Annotated in this window: 19 protein-coding genes; 12 read left to right on the top strand and 7 right to left on the bottom strand. The window is 40.7% G+C overall.

What is annotated here, in order from left to right; translation table 11 throughout:
* Positions 1–143: 143 nt before the first annotated feature.
* The 4 genes from oxyR to rubA all read right to left on the bottom strand — a co-directional run bounded on the left by oxyR (position 144) and on the right by rubA (position 3,500).
* Positions 144–1,049 carry a LysR family transcriptional regulator OxyR gene (gene oxyR / locus G8D99_RS11520; protein WP_166326025.1) on the bottom strand — a complete coding sequence of 302 codons (906 nt, stop codon included), beginning with the start codon at positions 1,047–1,049 and terminating at the stop codon, positions 144–146.
* A gap of 15 nt (positions 1,050–1,064) precedes the next feature.
* Complete coding sequence (locus tag G8D99_RS11515) at positions 1,065–2,000, bottom strand: alpha/beta fold hydrolase (RefSeq protein WP_196782888.1); 936 nt, start codon at positions 1,998–2,000, stop codon at positions 1,065–1,067.
* 56 nt (positions 2,001–2,056) lie between these two features.
* Positions 2,057–3,235, bottom strand: coding sequence for an NAD(P)/FAD-dependent oxidoreductase (locus G8D99_RS11510; protein WP_166326022.1), 1,179 nt, complete (start codon positions 3,233–3,235; stop codon positions 2,057–2,059).
* 100 nt (positions 3,236–3,335) lie between these two features.
* Positions 3,336–3,500 carry a rubredoxin RubA gene (rubA, locus tag G8D99_RS11505; RefSeq protein WP_087511919.1) on the bottom strand — a complete coding sequence of 55 codons (165 nt, stop codon included), beginning with the start codon at positions 3,498–3,500 and terminating at the stop codon, positions 3,336–3,338.
* Positions 3,501–4,033: 533 nt separating this feature from the next.
* Between rubA and G8D99_RS11500 the strand changes: the two genes are divergently transcribed.
* On the top strand, positions 4,034–4,576 hold the full coding sequence (locus G8D99_RS11500) for an adenine phosphoribosyltransferase (RefSeq protein WP_166326019.1): 543 nt from the start codon (positions 4,034–4,036) through the stop codon (positions 4,574–4,576).
* Between the two features lie 179 nt (positions 4,577–4,755).
* Here G8D99_RS11500 and G8D99_RS11495 read toward each other — a convergent pair whose 3' ends face one another.
* The gene (locus G8D99_RS11495; RefSeq protein ID WP_166326016.1) at positions 4,756–5,268 is read right to left on the bottom strand and encodes a YqiA/YcfP family alpha/beta fold hydrolase; all 513 of its coding nucleotides are present in this window, start codon (positions 5,266–5,268) and stop codon (positions 4,756–4,758) included.
* Between the two features lie 373 nt (positions 5,269–5,641).
* Between G8D99_RS11495 and lysS the strand changes: the two genes are divergently transcribed.
* The gene (gene lysS, locus G8D99_RS11490; protein WP_166326013.1) at positions 5,642–7,171 is read left to right on the top strand and encodes a lysine--tRNA ligase; all 1,530 of its coding nucleotides are present in this window, start codon (positions 5,642–5,644) and stop codon (positions 7,169–7,171) included.
* Positions 7,172–7,428: 257 nt separating this feature from the next.
* Positions 7,429–8,886 carry a capsule assembly Wzi family protein gene (locus G8D99_RS11485; protein WP_166326010.1) on the top strand — a complete coding sequence of 486 codons (1,458 nt, stop codon included), beginning with the start codon at positions 7,429–7,431 and terminating at the stop codon, positions 8,884–8,886.
* A 73-nt stretch (positions 8,887–8,959) separates the two neighbouring features.
* Here the strand turns inward: G8D99_RS11485 and G8D99_RS11480 are convergent, their stop codons facing one another.
* Complete coding sequence (locus tag G8D99_RS11480; RefSeq protein WP_166326007.1) at positions 8,960–9,493, bottom strand: hypothetical protein; 534 nt, start codon at positions 9,491–9,493, stop codon at positions 8,960–8,962.
* 485 nt (positions 9,494–9,978) lie between these two features.
* Here G8D99_RS11480 and cysD point away from each other — a divergent pair, with 485 nt between their 5' ends.
* From cysD to G8D99_RS11435, 9 genes are all read left to right on the top strand, one after another.
* On the top strand, positions 9,979–10,893 hold the full coding sequence (gene cysD, locus G8D99_RS11475; protein ID WP_166326004.1) for a sulfate adenylyltransferase subunit CysD: 915 nt from the start codon (positions 9,979–9,981) through the stop codon (positions 10,891–10,893).
* A 161-nt stretch (positions 10,894–11,054) separates the two neighbouring features.
* The gene (gene cysN, locus G8D99_RS11470) at positions 11,055–12,671 is read left to right on the top strand and encodes a sulfate adenylyltransferase subunit CysN (RefSeq protein ID WP_166326001.1); all 1,617 of its coding nucleotides are present in this window, start codon (positions 11,055–11,057) and stop codon (positions 12,669–12,671) included.
* Positions 12,672–13,080: 409 nt separating this feature from the next.
* Positions 13,081–14,106 carry a taurine ABC transporter substrate-binding protein gene (gene tauA / locus G8D99_RS11465; protein ID WP_166325998.1) on the top strand — a complete coding sequence of 342 codons (1,026 nt, stop codon included), beginning with the start codon at positions 13,081–13,083 and terminating at the stop codon, positions 14,104–14,106.
* Positions 14,107–14,115: 9 nt separating this feature from the next.
* Entirely contained in the window at positions 14,116–14,901 is a 786-nt protein-coding gene (locus G8D99_RS11460; RefSeq protein ID WP_166325995.1) for a taurine ABC transporter ATP-binding protein, read from the top strand.
* A gap of 42 nt (positions 14,902–14,943) precedes the next feature.
* Entirely contained in the window at positions 14,944–15,771 is an 828-nt protein-coding gene (gene tauC / locus G8D99_RS11455) for a taurine ABC transporter permease TauC (RefSeq protein WP_227554407.1), read from the top strand.
* A gap of 50 nt (positions 15,772–15,821) precedes the next feature.
* The gene (tauD, locus tag G8D99_RS11450) at positions 15,822–16,673 is read left to right on the top strand and encodes a taurine dioxygenase (RefSeq protein WP_166325989.1); all 852 of its coding nucleotides are present in this window, start codon (positions 15,822–15,824) and stop codon (positions 16,671–16,673) included.
* 198 nt (positions 16,674–16,871) lie between these two features.
* Positions 16,872–17,747, top strand: a complete 876-nt coding sequence (locus G8D99_RS11445; RefSeq protein WP_166325986.1) for an SDR family oxidoreductase — start codon at positions 16,872–16,874, stop codon at positions 17,745–17,747.
* Positions 17,748–17,859: 112 nt separating this feature from the next.
* Positions 17,860–18,132 (top strand): hypothetical protein, encoded by a 273-nt coding sequence (locus tag G8D99_RS11440; RefSeq protein WP_166325983.1) that lies wholly within the window; start codon positions 17,860–17,862, stop codon positions 18,130–18,132.
* A 197-nt stretch (positions 18,133–18,329) separates the two neighbouring features.
* Entirely contained in the window at positions 18,330–18,593 is a 264-nt protein-coding gene (locus G8D99_RS11435) for a DUF2798 domain-containing protein (RefSeq protein WP_166325980.1), read from the top strand.
* Positions 18,594–18,687: 94 nt separating this feature from the next.
* On the opposite strand, the gene G8D99_RS11430 is transcribed toward G8D99_RS11435, so the two are convergent.
* Positions 18,688–19,845, bottom strand: coding sequence for a sterol desaturase family protein (locus tag G8D99_RS11430; RefSeq protein WP_166325977.1), 1,158 nt, complete (start codon positions 19,843–19,845; stop codon positions 18,688–18,690).
* Positions 19,846–20,106 lie beyond the last annotated feature (261 nt).

The raw sequence follows: 20,106 nt of genomic DNA, 5'->3' as shown, positions 1-20,106 counted from the left end.
AGGTCATTGAGCGAGGTGTGAGGGATTTAGCTGACACCTAAGCGGAAATCGCTGTGAATGGATCACGCAGTACAGCCAATCTGACATTAAAAAAGGAGCCTTAAGGCTCCTTTTTTATCGTTCACAGGTTTGCTAATTTAAACTTAGCAAAGCTGTGAAGTAATTTTTTGCATGATTTGTAATAACACATCAAATTCGCTATGTAATGGTGTGCTTTTACGTGTCACTAATGACAATATACGTGAAGGTGCATTTTCAATCGGTTTTACGACCAGTTGCTCATTGTTTTTCAGCATGCTGGTGTTCACCGCAATTTGAGGCAACAAGGTAAAGCCCAGATTCGAGCTCACCATTTCAACTAGAGTCGGCAATGAACTTGCTTTTAAGCGATGATCATTTTTACGCTCGCCAATCGGGCAAACACTTAAGGTATGATCACGTAAGCAATGACCTTCTTCAAGCAGCATGAGTTGGGATAAATCCAGATCATCTAAGCTGTTGGCATGTACAGATTTGTGGTCGGCTTTATTGCAGACCAAGTACAAGCTTTCTTTCGCCACTTCAGCCACTTTTAGACCACGTGTGTCAAAAGGTAATGCCAAGAAGATCATGTCTAAGTTGCCATGTTCTAACTTTTCAACCAGTTGTTCACTTTGTGCTTCATGAAGATGCAATTGAATCTTAGGCAATTCTTTATGCACTTCTTCTAAAAGTTGTGACAGGATAAAAGGTGCAATTGTTGGAATGATACCGAGATGCAGATCACCTGTTAAAGGTTCGCTCATTTCACGACTGAGTCGCATTAGATCTTGAGCATCTGCAAGGAGGACACGTGCTCGTGCAACCACTTGCTCGCCTAATGGGGTTAAACGTACATTTTGACGATCACGTTCAACAAGAACGCCACCCAGTAAACGCTCAAGTTCCATAATCCCCCCAGATAGGGTAGATTGGGTCACGAATGAGCGACGTGCTGCTTCAGTAAAATGCAACGTCTCAGACAGTGTCACTAAATATGACAGCTGTCTTAGTGATGGTAATGCAGCCATAGTGTCCTAGTTTTATCATTTAAAATGTTTTGCAAATAATCCACTTAGCTGTGGAATAAAGTGCGCAGGCATATCATGCCCCATTCCTTCAATTAATTCAAATTTCGCCCCGGCGATGGCTTTTGACACCGCTTTGCCATGACTAGACGGTAGTAAACGATCTTTCGAGCCGTGAACCACAAGCGTAGATTTTTGAATTTGTTTATCGATTTGAAGTAAGGAGCCTGTACATAGTATTGCTAAAAACTGTTGAAGTACACCCGCTGGGTGGTAACTACGCTGATACAACTTACGCGCAGTTGACATCACTTCAACTTGGTTGAGGTAACCTGGAGAGCCGATAGTATTAAATACCTTTAAACTGTGTTTAACAATACCTTCTTCATCATTAGATGCAGGTTTCCCGATCAAACTGAACAATTGTTTCGGAAATGGCGGGGGTAAAAAGGGTTGATTGTTACTGGTGAACAGTAATCCGACTTTATCAATTTTCTCTGGATATTTGGCTGCGACAATCTGCGCAATCATGCCACCCATCGAAGCACCAATGATATGGGCTTTGTCTATGCCCAATCGATCGATCAATAAAGCCACATCGTCCGCCATGTCATAAAGGTCATAGGCTGAGCCTTGATTGCTCAACCCAAAAGCAAAACGTCCCATCAGTTTAAAGGTGTTGACTCGTGGACCTTGATGACGCACTTTGGAAGACAAACCAATATCACGGTTGTCGAAACGAATAACGCGAAAGCCTTGATCAATTAAAGATTTACAAAAAAAATCCGGCCAAAACAGCATTTGTGCACCTAAGCCCATAATCAGAATAATGGTAGGGTCAGAGGCTTCTCCGCCAATTTCGACATGAAGTTGAATGCCATTGCCTAAATCGACTTTGGTTTCTTGCATAAAATGTGCATAAGGCGACGTATTGTATTGGAGTGCGCTATTCATTTTTTATTTTCCCAAGAGGATGTTCTTGTCTAAAAAACATCCTCTCTATTTAAACCTTAAACTTGTGCAGGAATCAAGTCAGGAACTAACTTTGTTAAAGTTAAACGTTGTTTGCCGGCCGTTGGCCCTAAGAGCACAAAACCACGTAAGGTATTCTCTGCATCGAGCGCTTTGGCAATCATGCCATCATCCAACTCTTCAGTTTCCCAATTCACTTCAACATCGATCGGTGCTGGTAAAACAGTTAATGGCGCAGCAGGGGTTTTGACCGCGACCGGCATCGCTGGGTAATGTACCGTTGTCGTTTGACCCGCCAATGTCTTGGCCAAAGCACGGGCTTGTTGCATCAGTGGCATTACATACGGCAATAAAGTGCCATTCACTTCAGCACAATCACCAAGTGCATACACGTCTGCCAAATTGGTTTCAAGCAGGGTATTGGTCATGACACCACGACTGGTTTGAATGCCTGCTTCTTTTGCCACGGCAATATTCGGTTGTAAGCCAATTGCAGACAGCACCACATCTGCAAATAAGTGTTGACCATTGGCTAAAGTGACTTCGTAACTTGCATCTGAATGCTTAGATACCTTTTCAACGGTCGTGCCCAACACAAACTGAATGCCTGTTTCCTCTAGATTTTGTTTGAAGGCTTCTGCCACATGATTCGGTAATAAACGACCCAAAGGCTGAGGAGCAAGATCAATTACGGTGACATCATGTCCGGTATTTTGTAAGTCATTGGCAAATTCACAGCCGATGAGACCCGCACCTAAGATCACCACGCGTTTATTGGCTTTTTGTGCCAAAGATTCACGGAACGCACGGTAGTCAATCAATGAATTCACCACATGAATAGCATCACTTGCATCGCCTGCAATGGCCAAACGAATTGGATTAGCACCCACGGCTAAAATTAATTTTGAATACTGTTGAGTGCTTTCTTGACCATCACGTTCCAAGATTAATTCATGCTTTTCAGCATCAATGCTTTTCACCCAAGTATGGGTTTCAATACGCATATTCAGCTGCGCCGACATTTTGGCAGCATCGCCCAGACCAATTTGTTCAGGTGCTTTATTGCCCACTAAAGCATTGGACAGGGTCGGTTTAGCATAATTGACCGCATCATCTGCGCAAATCATAACGAGTTCTTGCTCAGCATTTAATTTACGGAATTCTCGAGCAAGGGTATAACCTGCCATACCAGAACCAATGATGATCATCGGGTGCATATTGTTCTCCAATGTTTATAAGTTGGGAGCTAAAAAGGGGAGATCAAATTGATCTAAGCTTCAATAAAAAAGACCATATAATATGGTCTTTTCTGAGGGATTAGATTTCTACCATCTCAAAATCGGCTTTGGATACGCCGCAATCCGGGCAAGTCCAATCATCTGGAATATCTTCCCATTTGGTGCCTGCGGTAATGCCATCTTGTGGCCAACCTTCTGCTTCGTCATAAATCCATCCACAAACGATGCATTGATATTTTTTCATTCGATTCTCCAAAGACTGACAGATCCGTCAAGTTGTCAGTAAAAATGTTCAAGCGTGCATTGACTCATGATCTGATTTTAATAATGCACATAGTCTGTCAAATTCTTACGCAGTTCGAGGACTAAAGTAAAGTAAATAACGGATTTTAACTGACTAAATTTGAAGCTGAATGGCTGAGGAGGACAAAACACGTGCTGTTTGGGCGAATTGCATCTGATGTTGTATATGAATGGTCTGAGAAAAAACACCCAGATCACAAGCGAATAGTATCGATGAGGTTTTAGTTTTGATATTTAAAATGTATCAGCATGAGAACAAACAAAGATCAGTGATCAGCACTTGTGATCCTCTCTTTCATGGTTCGACTTCAATATTGATTACTCAGTTTAAATCTTTAATATTTATTTAAATCATGATCATAAATAAATCAGTGGTTTAAAATTTTGGGTTGGTTTAAAAAGCATCATTTTACTGTTCATTTAGATTTAGATTCGTTAAAATTGACACATTCTTTGTCTTTATCCAGTTCTCCTATGATCAAGTCATCTACAGCTTTGTGGTCTCACATTCGTACGGTCCAAGATTTTCCAAAACCAGGGATTTGTTTCTTCGATTTAACGCCATTGTTTATGCAAAATATCGGTCCGTTGACAGATGCCTTAATCGACAGTATTCCTGCTGAGCAATTGGCTGAAGTGGAAAGCTTTGTGGCAGTTGAAGCGCGCGGTTTTGTGTTGGCAACATTATTGGCGCAACGTACAGGTAAAGGCTTATTGTTGGTGCGTAAAGCAGGTAAGTTACCACCGCCAGTGGTGGGTGTAGGTTACAGCTTAGAATACGGCATGGATCGTTTAGAAATGTCTGCTGAAGTTGAACCACAAAAAGTGATTATTGTGGATGATGTCTTGGCAACAGGCGGCACATTAAAAGCGGTTAATCAATTGATGGAAAAATGTAATCACACTGTATTGGGTGCGAGTATTTTCCTTGATTTGCCAGATTTACATGGTGATTTAGGTTTCAATGTTTGGACGGTTTTAGACGACAAAACCATGCCTGAAGCTGCCGTGGCTTAAGCTTAGAATGATTTGAATCAGGTTTAAATTGCAAAAGCCCTGTATTGATGACAGGGCTTTTTTGTATTGGGTCATAATATTTTTCATCTTACTACTTGGATTTTAAAGGTTTTATTTTACTGATAATGTATCTATTTCAATGCTGGTGATTGTCTCTGTCAATTTTGTGCATCCAAACTTTAAGCTTTAGGGCACAAATAGAGCTGTTCAATTTGATAGATGAATTGATTGATTTTTTCAGGCTCATCTAAACGATGATGGCCACCTTCCACTTTCTCCACATGCATATAAGACTCTAAACAATCTGCCGTGGCATACATATCTAAAAGCTCATCTCCCAATTCGATATAGGCAAATTGCGGGATATCATGATCTAAATCTTGTTCCGAAATTTGTGGATAATCTTCACGAAAATTGGGACTTAAACTCGGATTGGCAATCACCGCCGGTAACTCAAAGTATTTCGACATTTTTAGGGCCCAATAACCGCCCAAGCTATGTCCGACTAAGATTTTCGGTTTGATTTTTTCAATCATTTCACAATAGAAGCTTTCGACAGTACTAAAATTGAGGTTGCGATAGTCCACATTAATGCAAAGTTTGTCGACAGCATCAATCGCTTCAAATTTGGTGGATTCACGAGAAGAATCTAAACCATGTAAAAAAAGAACTTTATGCGCGCAGCTTTTCATTGTTGTTTAATCACACTGTCTTAAATGAAGAAAAATAAGGGTTATCAAAAAATTGCTTTATAGAATCTTCAAGCCTTTGTTTAAAATGATTCTAGGGTCTTATTTGAAATTAAGCTCTTAGCATTTGGTCTAAGATTGACCAAAGTCTAAAAATAATAGTCTTGATTCAGAGACATAGCAGACTTAGGTCTTATTTTAGTATGTTTAGAAAAGCGTATTAAAAAGGGGGGGTGAATTAATCTTGAAATCGAATCAGATTGCGACTGCTTTGCCTTGAAATAATTATCCAATACAACCCTTAGGTTCATTCGCAACGTGCTGTAAATCTGCTATGCTATGCAACTTCCGTTTTTATTAGAGATACGAGGCAGCGATGACGCAACATAACGATCAATCGACTTCAGAACACCACATTTCCGAAAACGATTTAATTGCACAGCGTCATGCCAAGTTAAAGCAGATTCAAGAACATGCGCAAGAAACCGGTGTAAGCCCGTGGCCGAACACCTTTAAGCGTGAAGATTATGCACAAGATCTTCAAGACCAGTTTGCAGATAAATCAAAAGAAGAAATTGAAGCGGGCGAGAAAGTCTATGTGGCGGTTGCGGGTCGTGTGATGTTGAACCGTGGTTCATTCATCGTGATCCAAGACATGACCGGTCGTATCCAACTTTATGTTGCGCGTAAAGAATTGGCACCTGAAGTGTTGGCTTCAATTAAGAGTTTAGACTTGGGCGATATTATTGCTGTTAAAGGCTATATCGGTCGTTCAGGTAAAGGTGATTTATATGTTCATATTGAACATTATGAATTGTTGACCAAGTCACTGCGTCCTTTACCAGACAAATTCCACGGTTTAACCGATACTGAAGCGAAATACCGTAAACGTTATCTTGATTTGATCGTGAATGAAGAAACACGTAAAACCTTCGAAATCCGTGCCAAAGTGGTTTCAGGGATTCGTGCATACTTAACCAATGAACGCTTTATGGAAGTGGAAACCCCAATGATGCATATCATTCCGGGTGGTGCTTCTGCGCGTCCATTTGAAACGCATCATAACGCTTTGGACATGCCATTGTTCTTACGTATTGCGCCTGAGCTTTACTTAAAACGTTTGGTTGTCGGTGGTTTTGAACGTGTATTCGAAATTAACCGTAACTTCCGTAACGAAGGTGTATCTACACGTCATAATCCAGAATTCACCATGATCGAATTCTATCAAGCCTATGCCGACTATAAAGACTTGATGGAATTGACTGAGAAGATGCTTGAAAAATTAGCCATCGATATCTTGGGTTCTACTGATGTACCCTATGGCGAAGAAGTGTATAGCTTCAAAGGTCCATTCAAGAAAATCTCAATGTTTGATGCGATTCTTGAACATAACCCAGAATTCACCCCTGAAAATGTCGCTGACCGTGAGTTCTTGGCTAAATTTGTCAAAGAAACCTTGAAAGAGCAAGTGAAGCCTGGTTTTGGTTTGGGTAAACTGCAAACCATCGTGTTTGAAGAAACAGTGGAAACCAAGCTACGTCAACCAACCTTTATTACAGAATATCCAGCGGAAACTTCTCCATTGGCACGTCGTAATGATGATAATCCACACATTACCGACCGTTTTGAGTTCTTTATTGGTGGTCGTGAGTTAGCAAATGGTTTCTCAGAGTTAAATGACCCGATTGATCAAGCAGAACGCTTCCAAGCTCAAGTAGCTGAAAAAGATGCGGGTGATGATGAAGCAATGCATTACGATGCAGACTTCGTGGAGGCTCTAGAATATGGTTTACCACCGACTGCGGGTCAAGGGATCGGTATTGACCGTTTGGTGATGTTATTTGCTAATGCCCCAAGTATCCGTGATGTGATTTTGTTCCCACATATGCGCCGTAAAGATGTTTAATTTTTTGTAAAAAACGCCTGAAAAAGCCACTCTAGTAGAGTGGCTTTTTTTATATCTTGAATTTAAAAAAAAATATTTAAAAATCACTCATCACAACGATGAATGGGCTACATTTAAAGTTAAATGAGATCCAATGAAAATTCAAAATTAGTGGAAAATGAATGTTTTTTTATGGGATAAAACAGATTAGGTGTTGAAAAAAAAACCGAAAATAACTAAGGTGACGGTTATAAAATAAGCTTGAGATAACAAATCAGATGATATTAAAAACAACGTTGACTGCGATGCTTTTGGCAGGATTTTCATCGACTTTATTTGCACAAGGTTTAGTCCTCAATAATGAAGATTTAAGAACCGATTTAAATTGGTTAAATCAACAAGGTGTGATTCAAATCAGTACCTCGACTTGGCCACTCAGTGGGGATGAAATTTTACGCGCCTTATCTCAAGCAAAAGTTGAAAACACGACTCAACAAAAAGTGATTCAATCGATTCAACATGCGATTGAAGCGGATAATAAAACCATTAAATTAGGTCTGTTCGCTGAAACCGATCGAAAAGATTTGCCACAAGCTTTTGGAGACAATCAGAAATCTCAGTATGTCGGTTCACTTGAATTTAATGCAGGTGCTGACAATTGGGACGCCAAATTACGTGTCAATGCTGAAGGTGAAGTACAGATTGATTCGGGTCATGATGTTAACGTAGAAGGGTCTTATCTAGCGGGTAAATTGTGGAATCAGTGGTTGGTTGGTGGTCAGATCCCCACCTATTGGGGGCCAGGACATGATGGCAGCTTGATCCGTGGTGATGCAAGTCGCCCAGTATATGGCTTTACTGTACAACGGGCAGAGCAAAAAGCTTTTGAGACCAAATGGCTGTCATGGATTGGTCCTTGGCAGTATCAGGCTTTTGCAGGGCAGCTTGATGATTACAGTGCTGTGCCTAACGCACGTTTATTGGGCTTACGTATTACAGCACAACCTTTACCTTATTTGGAGATTGGTGGGTCACGCATATTACAATGGGGCGGTGAAGGTCGGTCTGAAAATTGGGATTCTTTATGGAATGCCATTAAGGGTAATGATAATTTTGATAATGGAGATTTAGATAAATCCAATCAAATTGCAGGCTTAGATGCTCGTTTAAATTTAAATCAATGGTTGAATATACCACTGAGTGTTTATGGACAATTTGTCGGGGAGGATGAAGCAGGATTTTGGCCAGCGAAAAATATGTATTTAGCTGGTATTGATTTTTCATCTGCATATAAATCTATGCCTTACCAATTATATGCGGAATGGGTAAACACTAAAACGAATGGTGAATCGAAAGGCATATCCTATAATCACTATATCTATACTGATGGCTACTACCAACACGGCTTTCCTTTAGGTCATGCTATAGGTGGAGACAGTGAAATGGTCTCAGTGGGAGGTGATATTCGTTTTGATGCCATGAACCGACTGTCAGGACGTGCACTGTTTGCTAAGCTGAACCAATCGGCAGATCAAATTTTACCCCGTATTAACAATTATGCTTTCCCTGAACAAGATGATATTCAAGCTTTAGATCTGACTTGGACTCATTATATAAAGCCTACCTTACCGTTAAAAATTAATGGTTGGGTATCGGATTCTGATCGTCATGGGAATGATGCAGGTGCGTCGATTGGAGTGGAAATTCCACTTGAACAGGCTTTGTTTGGTCGATAATAGAATTAATACAAAGCGAAAAAAGCCCAATGTCTCATAGAGAACATTGGGCTTTTTTTATGGCGAAGACTTATCAAGCAGGTAAAAGGGTGGTTTGTAATCGTTGTTTCATGTGTTGTGCAAGATCATTGATTTGACGCTTCATCCAATATTGTGGATGACCTTGCTGATCCATTTTTAGCGCAGTATTTAAAAATGCCAAAGCCGGTCGATCAAATAATTGAGCCTTTAATGCCTGCTCAAATTCGACATCGGATGCCTCTAAGGTGCAACGAAATAAATAGAATGCTTTGGGGTAATTGTAAAAGGCATAGCAGAGGTTAAAGGCTTTTTGATCGCCTTTTAAATTGCCAGGACTGATTTCATAGCTACGATCTTGATTGCTATGCGTCACACCCATTAAAAAATTCAATTGTTGATCTTGGAGTTCAATCGCAAATTGTAAACCCAGTTGATCTGCGGTTTGATTGTGTTGGATAAACATATTAAAGGTTGAACCATCTGGGTTTAACGGTTCTTGTAAGACTAGAATCTGTTGATGCTCATAGATATGACCAGCAACTGTATGTTGTTCTAATTGGTATTTAATCTGAGATAAAGTAAACATAGATAAAATGAAAAGCTTGAAATGTAGGATTAGTTTTAATGTACTGTTAATCTTAGATTTCTAAAAATACGGATCAACGATGGTGTAATCATTTTCAGCGATCAATATGAGATGGTTTTAAGACGGTGTTGAAATAAGTCTAAAGAATTTAATACCTTAAATTCATGTATTTAATCGATTATTTCATTAGGTGATTTTGGAATATACTTATGATTTAATTGAATATCGTATTTCACTTATAACTGTTAGAATCATTTTACATTCAATTCAAACAGTTAAATCAGTTAAAATTGTTTAAATCTCCTTTCAATTTCTTCTAAATTGATCATGAATAAAACTAATACTGAATATCAGGAATGTTTTATATGATCTTTTTGCATATAAATATAATAAAACAAGCAATGGCTTATGAAACTAAATCACTATAATGAATATAAATTTTCAAAAGTGTCATAAGTACACGTTTTTCTAAGCTGGTGTTGTCCATGTCGTTAAATGAGGAAAGACTTACTCATCTCAAACAGCTCGAAGCTGAGAGTATTCATATCATCCGCGAAGTTGCTGCCGAGTTTGAAAATCCGGTCATGCTGTATTCAATTGGTAAAGATTCTGCGGTGATGCTGCATCTGGCGCTTAAAGCGTTTTACCCTGCGAAACTTCCTTTCCCACTGTTACATGTCGATACAGGTTGGAAGTTCAAAGACATGATTACATTCCGAGACAACATGGCCAAGACCCATGGTTTCGATTTGATCGTGCATCAAAACAAAGAAGGGAAAGATGCGGGTATTAACCCATTTGACCACGGCAGTTCTAAATATACTGACATCATGAAAACTCAAGGCTTAAAACAAGCTTTGGATAAATATAAGTTTGATGCTGCATTCGGTGGTGCACGTCGTGATGAAGAAAAATCGCGTGCCAAAGAACGTGTCTATTCATTCCGTGATACGAAGCACCGTTGGGATCCTAAAAACCAACGTCCTGAACTTTGGAATCTTTACAATGGTAAAGTGAACAAAGGCGAAAGTATTCGTGTGTTCCCACTTTCAAACTGGACTGAGCTTGATATCTGGCAATATATCTACTTGGAAAGCATTCCATTGGTGCCTTTATACTTGGCTGCAGAACGTCCTGTGGTTGAGCGTAGCGGTACCTTGATTATGGTGGATGATGAGCGTATGCCTTTGAAAGAGGGTGAAGTTCCACAAATGAAATCGGTTCGTTTCCGTACTTTAGGTTGTTACCCATTGACGGGTGCAGTTGAATCGACTGCTAACACCTTACCGGAAATTATCCAAGAAATGCTCTTGGCGACCAGCTCTGAACGTCAAGGTCGTATGATTGACCATGATGAAGCAGGCTCAATGGAGAAGAAGAAGCAAGAAGGCTACTTCTAATTTAATCTCCCCCTATGAATCTCCTTGCGCAGCAGTGCTGCTCACCCTCTTTAGAAAAGAGGGGCTTAAAAAGCGGAGCCAAGTCTCCCTTTATTAAAGGGAGATTTAGAGGGATTAAAGATTAAAACAACCGATTTCTAAAGAATGTGGAGTTTTGAGCAATGTCTCATCAATCAGATTTAATTAGCCAAGATATCTTGGCGTATTTAAAACAGCACGAAAATAAAGACTTATTGCGTTTCTTGACTTGCGGTAACGTAGATGACGGTAAATCGACTTTAATTGGTCGTTTGCTCTACGATTCAAAATTGATTTATGAAGATCAATTGCAAGCTGTGACACGTGACTCGAAAAAAGTCGGTACCACAGGTGATGCACCTGACTTAGCGCTTCTTGTCGATGGTCTACAAGCAGAGCGTGAGCAAGGCATTACCATTGATGTAGCGTATCGTTATTTCTCAACGGAGAAACGTAAGTTCATCATTGCCGATACACCGGGACATGAGCAATACACGCGTAACATGGCAACAGGTGCTTCGACCTGTGACCTAGCAATCATCTTGATTGATGCGCGTTATGGCGTACAAACGCAAACCCGTCGTCATACCTATATTGCGAGTCTTTTGGGTATTAAGAACATTATTGTTGCAATCAACAAAATGGACTTGGTGGAATTCTCTGAAATGCGTTTCAATGAAATCCAAGCAGACTATGCAAACTTCGTTGCACAGTTGGGCGACCGTAAACCATCGAACATCATCTTTACGCCAATTTCGGCGTTAAATGGTGATAACGTGGTGAACAAATCACCAAATACACCTTGGTACACCGGCGAAACTTTAATGGGTTCTTTGGAATCTGTTGAAATTAACCGTACTACAGCAAAAGCTGATTTCCGTTTCCCAGTTCAATACGTGAACCGTCCAAACCTCGACTTCCGTGGCTTTGCAGGTACTGTTGCACTTGGTGAAGTAAAAGTGGGCGATGAAATTGTTGCATTGCCATCGGGTAAAAAATCAACCGTTAAAGAAATCGTGACCTTTGATGGCAACCTTGATCGTGCCTTTGCAGGTCAAGCAGTGACATTAACCTTGAATGACGAGATTGATGTATCACGCGGTAACGTGTTGATTCGTGCAGATCAAGGTCTTCCTGCAATTTCTCGTTCAGTTCAAGCGACTGTGGTGTGGATGGCAGATCAACCGCTTGTGTTGGGTAAGCTCTATAACATCAAGATTGGTACGCAAACTGTTCCAGCGAAAGTGACGAATATTAACTTCCGTACCAATGTGAATACACTTGAGCAAATGCAAGTGGATCACCTTGAACTCAATGCCATTGCCAATGTGACGGTTGAATTTGATGCGCCAGTGGTCTTTGATCGTTATCAAGACAGTCGTTACACCGGTTCATTTATCTTCATTGATCGTTTAAATAACGTCACGATTGGTGCAGGTATGGTGGAAGCGTCTGTTGAATGGTCTGCGCACACAACACCTGTAACTGCGGAAGATCGTGCTGCGCGTTTAGGTCAAAAACCAGCTGCAGTGGCTGTATCTGAAGCGGCGCTTGTGTATGCACAAGCCATTGAAAACTTGTTGCTTCAACAAGGGATCGTGGCGATTGCGAAAGCAGGTTTGGATGCAGCTCAAGTGGCATTGCTTCGTGAAACAGGTGTGGTGGTGATCACGACTGTGACTGAAGGCACTGATGTCAGCTATGCAGATGAATCTGCTGAAGTATTGGCTGAAAAAATTGTAGAATTGGTTCGTCTCTAAGACTGAATTGAATTAAAAGAAACCTGCCGAAAGGCGGGTTTTTTTATGGGTAAATATCACACTTAAAATTCTCAAAGTGGATGAAAGATTTTTATATTCAGTTTATGTGTATCGATTTAGGCATTTAGCGATCACAAATGCAAAATAACAATCAAACATCTTAAATTAGACTCTTTAAGTGAACTTATCTTAAAAATTAGAGTATGAACGAGGCCAAGCATCGTGAAGCGATACTTTATAAAGAGGCTAAACACTCAAGGATTAAAGGGTAAATTTTAATGATGCAATGATTGCTGGCTATAGGATTTGTTTCATTATCTCTTATCTTCATAAGCAATCAAAAATATGTGATTTATCATGAATAAGTAGATTTAGTAAACTATCAAGCGTCGTTTTTGAGTTAAAAAATATGAGCCAGCAGAGCAGAGCATTGATCACAACATTGTTTGTGGTGATTGCACTTGTCACCTTTGTCTATGTAAACAATACTGGCTCAAAGACTCAACTGATTGAAAATGCTAAAAATAAAGACAATGTTGTGATTGCCTATCAAACCGGTGTTGATCCTACCAAAGTGGCACAAGCCAATGGGGATTACGAGCGAGATAGTCAAAACAATATTGAGTGGAAAAAATTTGATACTGGTGCAGACATTGTCAATGCATTGGCTTCAGGTGATGTCGATATTGGCAATATCGGTACCAGTCCTCTTGCAGCGGCAGCAAGCCGAAATGTCCCGATTCAAGTTTTTTTGGCCGTGTCGAAACTCGGTACTTCCGAAGCTTTAGTCGTTCGTCAGGGTTCGGGCATTAAAACACCACAAGATTTTGTCGGTAAAACCATTGCGGTTCCTTTTGTTTCAACAGCGCATTACAGTTTGCTCTCTGCATTAAAACATTGGGGGCTTTCAGATCACCAAGTCAAGATTGTGAATTTACGCCCCTCTGAAATTTCAGCAGCATGGGAACGTGGTGATATTGATGCGACCTATGTCTGGGAACCTGCACTGAGTAAAGCTGCCGAAACGGGTCAAGTTTTGACTGACTCAAGCCAAGTGGGAGAGTGGGGCGCACCGACCTATGATGTATGGGTGGTACGTCAACAATTTGCTGAGAAACATCCTGAATTTTTAAAATCTTTCGTCACTACTTCATTCAAGCAAATTGATGAATACAACCGTGATCCTAAGGCTTATGTGAGTAATACAGAACATATTCAAAAAATTGCGGCATTAACAGGGTCAAACGCAAAAGATATTCCTGTATTGCTTGCAGGGAATCATTACCTGAGCCGAGTACAACATATTGATACGTTTAAACAGGCATTTGCTGTAAGCATTGCAGATACCGCTCGATTCTTAAAATCACAAGGCAAGGTCGATGTGGTGAAGCCAAACTACAACGAACATGTCACTTCTGAATATTTACAGCCTTAAGGAATAGTGATGTCGATTCTACATGCAGATCAGATCAGTCTGACCTATCCTAATCAAACTGTACCTGTGCTCAAAGAGATTAATTTAGAAGTGAAAGAAAACTCACTCACGGTTATTTTAGGAGAATCAGGCTGTGGTAAAACCACTTTGCTGAATATTTTGGCAGGCTTCCAGTCGGTGAGTTCGGGTGCGGTCAAGATCGATGATGAAGTCCTTCATGGGCCTGATGCTCGCCGTGCCGTTGTATTTCAGGAACATGCTTTGTTGCCGTGGTTGAATGTGGCTGAAAATGTAGGGTTCTCGCTTAAATTGAAAGGCTTAAAAGCAACGCAAATTAAAGCTGAAGTCGACCAAATTTTAGCGACAGTGGGGTTGTCTCATGTAGCACAGGCCAATATTTGGGAATTGTCAGGCGGAATGAAGCAACGCGTCGGTATCGCACGCGCGCTCATTAGTCATGCCCCATTTATTTTATTGGATGAACCTTTTGCTGCTTTGGATGCATTTAACCGTGAAAGTATGCAGGAATTTGTGCTTGATTTATGGATTAAGGCAAAAAAAGGCTTTTTCTTGATCACGCATGATATCGAAGAAGCCTTGCTGCTTAGTCACCAGTTGGTGATTATGTCGGCACGTCCAGGTCGGATCGTAGACACCTTACATTTGGATTTTGCCAATCGATATCAACAGGGTGAATCCATTCGATCGATAAAATCTAATCGTACTTTTATTGAATTACGTGAACAGTTATTTGAGCGTCTTAAAGACCAAAAACACCAAGCAGTGGGGAGTTAATAGATGACTCACACAACCGAAAAATTAACGGTCAACAGTGAAATGACTACGACTGCTCAAGCACCACAAGTACAGGTACCTGCCTTAAAACGTTTGTTAAAAGAGCATTTAACGCTGTTGGTCAGTGTTGGTAGTGTCGTGACGATTCTCGGGCTTTGGTTTGTAGTCACGGCTTTGCAGATATTACCTGAGTTGTTTTTACCGAGTCCAAGTGCGGTTTGGCATAAATTCATTGCCGTAAGCCAAGAGGGCTTTATGAAAGCCACACTGTGGGAGCATTTGGCAAAAAGTATGGGACGTGTCTTAATGGCACTTTTTGCTGCAATTGTGATTGGTGTACCCCTCGGTCTATGGATGGGACTGAATCAATGGGCGCGTGCGGTATTCGATCCACTGATAGAACTGCTTCGTCCTATTCCGCCACTTGCCTATTTGCCCTTGTTGGTGATTTGGTTTGGTATTGGTGAAACCACCAAGGTTTTACTGATTTTCTTATCGATTTTGGCACCTATCGTCATTAGCACCACCTATGGCGTATTGAGTCATCAGCTGAATCGTGAACGAGCAGCCTTGTCTTTGGGCGCTACACGTAGTCAAGTTCTTAAATATGTGATTTTACCTGCGGCACTACCGCATATTTTAACCGGTATTCGTATTGGTTTAGGCGTGGGCTGGTCAACCTTGGTGGCTTCAGAACTAGTGGCAGCAGACCGAGGCATTGGCTTTATGGTGCAATCTGCTGCTCAGTTTATGGTGACGGACACCGTGATTCTTGGCATCATTGTGATTGCTGTGGTAGCGGTCAGTTTTGAACTGTATTTACGTTGGTTGCAGAAGCAACTTGCACCTTGGTATGGTCAACAGCTTTAAGCTGTGTATGACCCTTGTGCTTATTTCAAATTGTATAAAGAAGATGAATCATGTCATTGCAAATTCAACCGATTAATCCAAATATTGGCGCTGTATTAGATGGTGTTGATTTAAACCAACTCGATGAGCAAGCAATCCAAGCGATTCATGCTGCATTGCTGAAGCATCAAGTGATTTTCTTTAGACAGCAACAATTGACCGCACCTTCACAAGTTAAACTCGCAAAAAGCTTTGGTGCGCTGCATATTCATCCGATTTATCCTGCGATGGAAGATGCACCTGAGGTGATCGTGCTTGATAGTCATCGCTTGGATTTGCGTGATAACGATCTTTGGCATACCGATGTGACCTTTAGTACCACACCACCTTTGGGCTGTGTGTTGCAAGCTATTAAGATCCCTGAATTTGGGGGCGATACCCTTTGGGCAAGTGGTACAGCAGCATTCAATGCGTTACCTATAGATCTACAGGACAAATTGCGCGGTCTGACTGCGACACATGACATTCGTAAATCGTTCCCTTTAGAGCGTTTTGGTCAGACACCCGAAGATCGTGAACGTTTAGAAGCATCTTTTCGTAAAAATCCACCCTTGAGTCATCCTGTGGTACGTACTCACCCAGAAACAGGTGCAGATGTATTGTTTGTCAATGAAGGCTTTACCACACGAATCAATGAGCTGTCTGAAGTAGAAAGTGATGAACTTTTAGCCTTCTTGTTTGAACATGCGGTGAAACCTGAATTCCATTTACGTTGGAAATGGCAAGAAGGCGATGTGGCGATTTGGGACAACCGTTGTACTCAACATAAAGCCTTATTTGACTATGGCGATGCCCATCGAATTATGCACCGCGCAACAGTGAATGGTTCAGTCCCTTACTATGCACCGAAAGCCGTGGCTTAAATCGGTTGATCGCAAAAATGCTGTCAGGATAAAACCACGATATAAAGCTCACCTTGGGGTGGGCTTTTTTATTGCGTTGTCTTTAGTCCATGCTTCAGATAGAAGAAATAGAATAAATTTGACGCCATAGACTCGTATAAAGCTTCAGCATTTTATATGATCGATGACAAACAAGGATGAAAACACAAGAAGAAATTTATGAGTTATCAGTCGATATTTAACGCTACAGCATTTGAAAACCAAGTCATTATCATTACAGGTGGGGGTTCCGGCATCGGACGCTGTACCGCCCATGAATTGGCACACTTAGGTGCGCAAGTGATTATTACAGGACGTACCCAAGAAAAACTCGATAAAGTCGTGGCTGAAATTACCCAAGATGGTGGCAAAGCCTACGGCATTGCCTGCGATAACCGCGATGAAAGCCAAGTCAAAGCCATGATTGCAGCAGTCATTGAAAAATTTGGACGACTTGATGGCTTGGTGAATAATGCAGGTGGACAATTTCCTGCGCACCTAGAAAAAATTTCGGCCAATGGCTTTGATGCGGTGATCAAAAACAACTTGCATGCCACCTTTTACCTCATGCGTGAAGCCTATAACCAATGGATGGCAGATCATGGCGGTAGTATTGTCAATATGACCGCCGACATGTGGGGCGGTATGCCCAATATGGGGCATTCAGGCGCAGCACGGGCAGGGGTGGACAATCTGACCAAAACCGCTGCCGTCGAATGGGGCAAATCAGGGGTAAGGGTGAATGCTGTGGCTCCGGGTTGGATTCTCTCCTCAGGTATGGATACCTATACCGGTGATATGGCAGAAAAAGTGATTCCGAGTATGGCTCAACATGTGCCATTACAACGTATGGGCACAGAATCGGAAGTGTCATCGGCGATAGTTTACTTGCTTTCAGAAGCCTCTAAATTTATCTCAGGCATGACTATTCGAATTGATGGTGGGGCATCATTGGGGACACGGATCTTCCCACTTTCAACGGCAAAAAATAATGATGCATATGATGGATTTCATCGTTCATTTTTACCGAATGTGATTCAAAACCTTAAAAAATAATGGGGATGTAGAGCAATAAAAGTCGAACTTGGTTACGCCTTGATCGACTGAATTACAGATGATATTTCACATAAAAACTTTCTCGTTACAATAAAGTGATGAGAGGGTTTTTATGAAAAAATTATTGTTTATTTTAGGTTTAGCTTTGACTGTTCAAGTTGAAGCTAAAAATACCTCAAGCAATACTGAAACGATTAAACAGCGTATTATTCAAGAGTCGATTGAGTCGTATCCGGGCAATTGTCCCTGTCCATACAATACAGCTCGCAATGGCAGTCGTTGTGGCAAACGCAGTGCCTATAACCGTGCAGGTGGCTATGCACCGATATGCTATAGCGAAGATGTGACAGCACAAATGATCAAGGATTATCGTGCTCGGCATTAAATGCTGACTGCACATATTCAAGATTGATTTATAAGCAGCATGACTCGATTTTTGTAGAATAGAAGAGATAAAAAATCAGAGGGCATAATGTTTAACTAAGCCCAAAGAGAAAAGAGCTGAAAATAATCATCGATGCGCTTGATTTTCGTCGACAGTGTCCTTTAAATGTGGACCTATCTTTAACGACATGGCACATCATGACCCATTCTTCGTCCTTTAAATTTCACCCCAAACATCTGACTTGGCTGATGCCTTTGATTCTCTCCGGGATTATGAGTGGTGCAATTTCATTGTTTAATATGCTGATGAATAAGGGCTTGATCGAAGGCATTCTCGGTATTTGGTTACGGGCTTGGGGCATGTCGTGGTTGGTGGCATTCCCTCTGATTATGATTGTATTGCCTTTGGTACGTAATTTTTTAATGAAGTTTGTTGCAATGCCTGATTCATCTGAAAACTAATCCCTGAAATTGTCCTGATCAATGGATTGATGACTTCAAGATCAGCAAATGATAAACCCGCACAAGTGCGGGTCTTTTTCATGACTTTGTCATGTTAAGTCTCTGATTTTTGAAACCGCTTTTTTAAGCGATTGACATACTTTTTAAAGGGCCATGTAAACTGTTTGGTAAAGCTATTTGGAATTTTATAACCAACCGTTCCATACACGCTCGCCAAGTGGTTGGGCATATACATGGTTTTAAAAATCAGGTCATACAGGGGAATAAACGCAGCATAATTTTTATCAATCGCCGGTTTTTCCGAAGAATGATGCCAATGATGAAACTCAGGTGTAGCAATAACCCAACGTAAATACGGAAAACGAAAGCGCACATTGGAATGGATGAAAATGGCGTGGAAGGAAATGAAAATCAGGTAGGCAAACACAGCTGAGGTATGAAAACCCAATAAGAAAATAGGCAAAGTCGCGATAAAGCGAGTGATTAGGACTTCAATAATATGCAAACGTGAAGATGCCAACCAATCCATGTGCTCTGTTGAGTGATGAATGGCATGAAAACGCCATAAAAAATCTACTTCATGCAAGGCACGATGAATCCAATAGGTGGTAAAGTCCACCACGACTAACAATTCAATAAATTGCAACCCAATCGGTTGAGCCTGAATATAAGGGACAATGGGATTGTTGGGGATGTGCGTAATCCAATATTGAATCGGCATCACGGTTAAAAAAGAAAACAGTTGAATGCCAATATGACTCAACATGAAATATTTCATGTCCGTCACCCAACCGGTTCTTAATAATTTTTGTTGTTTATTTTTAGCGAAAAAACCTTCTAAAGGGATGAATACCAAAGCCAAAATAATCAAAGTAATGACAAAATAGTCAAAGCCCGCATAGTAAGGCAACGTGGGTAAAGTCGGTGCTTTGATCATTCCACAACCCAATATGGCTGCCACTACACTAAAACATAAGCCATAAAAGCCATATTTATTTTGCTTTAAAATCGCACTATAGGTGCCAAATCCCGCAGCCAAAACGATACCGCCCAGTAAAGTATAATACAAGGTCTGGTAATGTTGAGTATAAAAAGGGCGCAATTCAGGCGTGGTTAAAACGCTTGGAAAAAGAAAGCATAATGCACTAAAAATACCTAAAATTCCGAGTGAAACGGATAAAAAAGCACTGACTTTACCGTGTCCTGCAGTGAGCTCAATATCTTCAAATTTTTGTCTTAAATGATCAGTCATGTTTAATTTATCGTTGTTGTTTTGGGTATTTTAAACTTAATTTTATCAAATAGAATAATTTTTAGACATCATTTAAGTTGAACTAAAATTTAGGTGATGAAACTTTAAAACATCATCAGTTAAAAAAACTGGCAACTCTAAGCTCTGATTTTCTGTTCAAAACCTTGAATTACAACCTTGATTCAGTCCGAACCAATGATTGACTCTATTTCAATTAGCAGAGAAACTGAGTGATAAACTTGAAAAGTAAACAATAGGGAA

The organism is Acinetobacter lanii, assembly GCF_011578285.1.
Taxonomy (GTDB): domain Bacteria; phylum Pseudomonadota; class Gammaproteobacteria; order Pseudomonadales; family Moraxellaceae; genus Acinetobacter; species Acinetobacter lanii.
This window is presented reverse-complemented; position numbering and strand designations above follow the sequence as displayed.

Excerpts from the sequence above, each read along its gene's own strand:
- G8D99_RS11510 (WP_166326022.1), bottom strand. The coding sequence starts at position 3,235 with ATGCACCCGATGATCATCATTGGTTCTGGTATGGCAGGTTATACCCTT.
- G8D99_RS11495 (WP_166326016.1), bottom strand. The coding sequence starts at position 5,268 with ATGAAAAGCTGCGCGCATAAAGTTCTTTTTTTACATGGTTTAGATTCT.
- rubA (WP_087511919.1), bottom strand. The coding sequence starts at position 3,500 with ATGAAAAAATATCAATGCATCGTTTGTGGATGGATTTATGACGAAGCA.
- G8D99_RS11440 (WP_166325983.1), top strand. The coding sequence starts at position 17,860 with ATGAAAAAATTATTGTTTATTTTAGGTTTAGCTTTGACTGTTCAAGTT.
- oxyR (WP_166326025.1), bottom strand. The coding sequence starts at position 1,049 with ATGGCTGCATTACCATCACTAAGACAGCTGTCATATTTAGTGACACTG.
- G8D99_RS11435 (WP_166325980.1), top strand. The coding sequence starts at position 18,330 with ATGACCCATTCTTCGTCCTTTAAATTTCACCCCAAACATCTGACTTGG.
- tauA (WP_166325998.1), top strand. The coding sequence starts at position 13,081 with ATGAGCCAGCAGAGCAGAGCATTGATCACAACATTGTTTGTGGTGATT.
- G8D99_RS11480 (WP_166326007.1), bottom strand. The coding sequence starts at position 9,493 with ATGTTTACTTTATCTCAGATTAAATACCAATTAGAACAACATACAGTT.
- G8D99_RS11500 (WP_166326019.1), top strand. The coding sequence starts at position 4,034 with ATGATCAAGTCATCTACAGCTTTGTGGTCTCACATTCGTACGGTCCAA.
- G8D99_RS11460 (WP_166325995.1), top strand. The coding sequence starts at position 14,116 with ATGTCGATTCTACATGCAGATCAGATCAGTCTGACCTATCCTAATCAA.
- tauD (WP_166325989.1), top strand. The coding sequence starts at position 15,822 with ATGTCATTGCAAATTCAACCGATTAATCCAAATATTGGCGCTGTATTA.
- G8D99_RS11445 (WP_166325986.1), top strand. The coding sequence starts at position 16,872 with ATGAGTTATCAGTCGATATTTAACGCTACAGCATTTGAAAACCAAGTC.
- tauC (WP_227554407.1), top strand. The coding sequence starts at position 14,944 with ATGACTACGACTGCTCAAGCACCACAAGTACAGGTACCTGCCTTAAAA.
- G8D99_RS11430 (WP_166325977.1), bottom strand. The coding sequence starts at position 19,845 with ATGACTGATCATTTAAGACAAAAATTTGAAGATATTGAGCTCACTGCA.
- lysS (WP_166326013.1), top strand. The coding sequence starts at position 5,642 with ATGACGCAACATAACGATCAATCGACTTCAGAACACCACATTTCCGAA.
- cysD (WP_166326004.1), top strand. The coding sequence starts at position 9,979 with ATGTCGTTAAATGAGGAAAGACTTACTCATCTCAAACAGCTCGAAGCT.
- G8D99_RS11515 (WP_196782888.1), bottom strand. The coding sequence starts at position 2,000 with ATGAATAGCGCACTCCAATACAATACGTCGCCTTATGCACATTTTATG.
- G8D99_RS11485 (WP_166326010.1), top strand. The coding sequence starts at position 7,429 with ATGATATTAAAAACAACGTTGACTGCGATGCTTTTGGCAGGATTTTCA.
- cysN (WP_166326001.1), top strand. The coding sequence starts at position 11,055 with ATGTCTCATCAATCAGATTTAATTAGCCAAGATATCTTGGCGTATTTA.